The organism is Bradyrhizobium sp. (assembly GCF_049581145.1).
In the GTDB taxonomy this organism is placed as follows: Bacteria; Pseudomonadota; Alphaproteobacteria; order Rhizobiales; family Xanthobacteraceae; genus Bradyrhizobium.
The window spans coordinates 1-3,553 of sequence record NZ_JBAURI010000900.1; the positions used below are offsets into that span (position 1 = coordinate 1).

The 3,553-nt window shown below is 65.4% G+C and carries 4 protein-coding genes; 2 read left to right on the forward strand and 2 right to left on the reverse strand.

Translation table 11 applies throughout. From position 1 onward, the window contains the following. Nucleotides 1–166 precede the first annotated feature (166 nt). On the reverse strand, nt 167–448 hold the full coding sequence (locus WCB02_RS29580; RefSeq protein ID WP_423963456.1) for a helix-turn-helix domain-containing protein: 282 nt from the start codon (nt 446–448) through the stop codon (nt 167–169). 201 nt (nt 449–649) lie between these two features. Between WCB02_RS29580 and WCB02_RS29585 the strand changes: the two genes are divergently transcribed. Together WCB02_RS29585 and WCB02_RS29590 are read left to right on the forward strand one after the other, a co-directional pair. Beyond that, a complete protein-coding gene (locus WCB02_RS29585) occupies nt 650–1,069 on the forward strand; it encodes a hypothetical protein (RefSeq protein WP_423963458.1) in 420 nt (139 codons plus the stop codon). Between the two features lie 86 nt (nt 1,070–1,155). Next, nucleotides 1,156–2,451, forward strand: a complete 1,296-nt coding sequence (locus WCB02_RS29590) for a serine hydrolase domain-containing protein (protein ID WP_423963460.1) — start codon at nt 1,156–1,158, stop codon at nt 2,449–2,451. 68 nt (nt 2,452–2,519) lie between these two features. Here WCB02_RS29590 and WCB02_RS29595 read toward each other — a convergent pair whose 3' ends face one another. Further along, complete coding sequence (locus tag WCB02_RS29595) at nt 2,520–3,338, reverse strand: aldo/keto reductase (RefSeq protein ID WP_423963462.1); 819 nt, start codon at nt 3,336–3,338, stop codon at nt 2,520–2,522. Nucleotides 3,339–3,553 lie beyond the last annotated feature (215 nt).

Sequence of the window (3,553 nt, forward strand, 5' to 3'; positions counted from 1 at the left end):
GGCCAAGCTCGCGCAGCGCGGCAACCGCGCCCGCCCGCGCCGCGCGCAGCGGACTACCGTCGGCCTCCGACAGCATCAGCGACGGCACATGGGTGACCTTGGCGGCAAGAACAATCCGTCCCAACGACGCCTCCCCTGGATACGGCTTCCGCGACACTTGGCGGGGCTAATCGCTGCGGATCGCGTGCGCGATACGCAGCAGCAGCACGATCGACACATTGCCCTTGCCGGCCTCGATCTGGGCGATGTACCGCTGAGAAATGCCGGACCTGCGGGCCAGTTCGCGGCGCGACATGTCGCGGAGCTGGCGCGTCGTGCGGACGCGATCCCCGAGCCGGACGAGAAATTCGTTTTCGGAGTATGGCAATGCAGGACGGCCAGGCGGCGCGGCGCGCCCTGAAAAACGCGGCGAGGTACCCGCCTCCGGTTGTGCTGGCTTGTGGTCCATGTGCGTTCCCCTGCGCGGACATCGTCGTCGAGCCCGACGGCGGATCGCATTGATGCGGATCAAATCGATGGCGCGCCGGTCACCCGATGATCCGGCCGGTCCGCCGGCATGCTAGACTGCCGCCTGTCGTCATCGGGAAAGGCGGAGGTTGCTGGGGTGAGCGGACGATGCGGCCGGCTGGCGCCGGTAGTGATTGTTGCGATGACGCTCGCTTGGCCGGCGGCGGCGCAGGACAGCATGGCGAATGAGCTGAGCCAATGGGGCTTGATCGGCCCATGGTCACTCGACTGCGCGCTGCCGCCCGACCACGACAAGGGCGCGGTGCTGGATTATGAAATCGAGGGCGCCGACGTCATCAACCGGCGCGACTTCGGCGACGCCAAGGATGAAGGCAAGGTGATCTCGGCCACGGTCAGCAAGGACGGCATGCTGAACCTGCGAGTCTTCTATGCCTCGGTGAAGCAGACCCGCGAATACGGTTTGATGATGCAGCCGGACGGCACCTTGCGCGCGATGTATAATCGCAACGACAAGAAGCAGTACACCATCAAGAACGGCAAGTTCACCGCCGACGGCAAGCCGACGCCGGCGCAGCACAAATGCGAGAAGCCGGCATCGTGAAACGCGGCTGGCGTCGGTCCGCGGCTTGGCCTAAGGGTCGGCCCTCAACAACAGGGCGGGAGCAAGCGCCCGAACCGGAGATATCCATGGTGTCAACCAGAATGCTGGCAGGCGCGCTCTGCCTGTCCGCCTGCATAGCCTCGGCCACCGGAGCCTCGACCGAAGCTTTGGCCGAGGATCCCTTGCCGCGCGCAAAACCCGAAGAGGTCGGCTTCTCCAGCGAGCGGCTGGCGCGGATCGAGACGACATTGAAGGCCGACATCGAGGCGGGCCGGATTCCCGGCGCGGTCGTCGCCGTCGCGCGCCACGGCAAGCTTGTGCTGTTCAACGCCTATGGCTGGCGCGACAAGGCGGCAGGGCTGCCGATGACGACCGACACCATCTTCAACATCGCCTCCATGACCAAGCCGATGACCACCGTCGGCGCGCTGATGCTGTATGAGCAGGGCAAGCTCTTGATCGACGATCCGCTTGCCAAATATTTTCCGAAATTCGCCAATATGCGCGTCGCCGTGCGCGACAATGGCGAGCCGACTGCGGAGACCGTGCCGGCCAACCGCCAGATCACGATCCAGGACCTCCTGCGCCACACCTCAGGCCTGATCTATGGCGGCCGCGGCACGACGCTGGTGCACAAGATGTACCCGGCCGGCAGCGCGGATGCCGTGCGCGCGTATGACGGCGCGGCTTTCGTCGACAAGCTCTCGTCATTGCCTCTGCTGTACCAGCCGGCGACGGTGTGGGACTACGGCTTCGGGCTCGATCTGACGGGCCTCGTGATCGAGAAGATCACCGGCCAGTCGCTCGGACACTATCTGCAGGCCAGTCTGTTTGCCCCACTGGGGATGACCGATACCGGCTTTGCGGTTTCCCCGGACAAGGCTGCGCGCTACGCCAAGCCGTTGCCGGCCGATCCCGACACCGGCAGGCCGCAGGCGCGCAGTCCGGAGCTGACCCAGCCGATCAAGTTCGACTGCGGCGGCGGCTGTGCCGCGTCCACGGCGGCCGACTATCTGCGTTTTGCAACCATGCTGATGAATGGTGGACGTCTTGGCGAAACCCGGCTGCTCGGCCCCAGGACCGTCGCCTATATGCTGTCCGACCAGTTGGGACCGAACATCAAGAACCTGATCGGCAATGCCGATCCGACCCGCGCCGATTACGGTTTTGGTCTGGGGCTCGCGGTGCGGACGACGCCCGGCGTGGTGCGCCTGATGGGCTCGGTCGGCCAATTCTCCTGGCCCGGGGCCAGCGGTACCGACTGGTGGGTCGACCCGAAGGAAGAGCTCGTGGTGGTCTATCTCTCCGCCGCGCCCGGCCCGATCCGCTGGCACTATCGCCAGAAGATCAACGCGCTGGTGTATCAGGCGATCGTGGAGTAGCGGCTGGCGGCTCGGTCTACCTCGCCCCGCTCGCGGTGAGAGGTAGACCGAGGGCAGCTTCGCCCGTCTCAATCCCAAGCCGGGCCAAAGCCCGGGCTGACAAGACGCTGGTCCTTCGGCAGGGCCGCGATGGCCTTGCGGTCGTCGTCATCGAGTGTCACGCTCAGCGCATCGAGATTGGCCTTCTGGCTCTCGGCCCGCGAAGCCTTCGGAATGGCGGCAACGCCGTCCTGGTCGAGCAGCCATTTCAGCGCGACCTGCGCTGCGGCGGCATCGTGCTTTTTGCCGATTCTGATCAGCGTGTCGTTCGAGGCCGCGCGGCCTTGCGCCAGCGGGCAATAGGCCACCAGCGGAATCGATTTGGCCGCCAGATAGGCCTTCACCTTGGTCTGGTCGAGCATCACGTGATATTCGATCTGGTTGCAGGCGATCGGCGCCTCGATCTCCTCGACCGCCTGCTTCAACAAAGCCACGGTGAAATTGGCGACGCCGATGGCCCGGGTCCGGCCCTCCTGCTTCAGCTTCATCAAGGTCTCCATGACCGCGGGAAGGTTCATGCTCGGCGACGGCCAATGCACCAGATAGAGATCGACGCGATCGAGCCGGAGCTTCTTCAGGCTGGTGTCAAAGGCGCGGCGGAGCGCTTCGGGGGCGAGGTTCTCGTGCCAGACCTTGGTCGTGACATGAAGCTCGGCGCGCGGAACGCCGGCCGCAGCGATCGCGGCGCCGACCGCCTCCTCATTGGCATACATTTCCGCGGTGTCGATATGGCGATAGCCGAGTGCAAGCGCGCTCTCGACCGCGGCGCGGCAGACGTCCCCCTGCATGCGATAGGTGCCGAGCCCCAGCCGTGGCAGGCTGATGCCCTGGGTTTTCAGAGATTCCATGATAGCTCCTTGACGAACTGACTCCGCCGGCTCGCTGGCCAAGGCCTCGGGCCGGGCGAATCGGAAACCCGGCAAATCCTGGCGGGAGGGTGGGACGACGGGCCCCTGGCTTGATAGCCTGCCTCGCGGGCCGGCTTCAAATCAAGATCGGGTGGCTGATGGCCGAGGCATTGCGGCAATGGCTGGAAGTCAACGAGCTATCCGCGATCCTCATC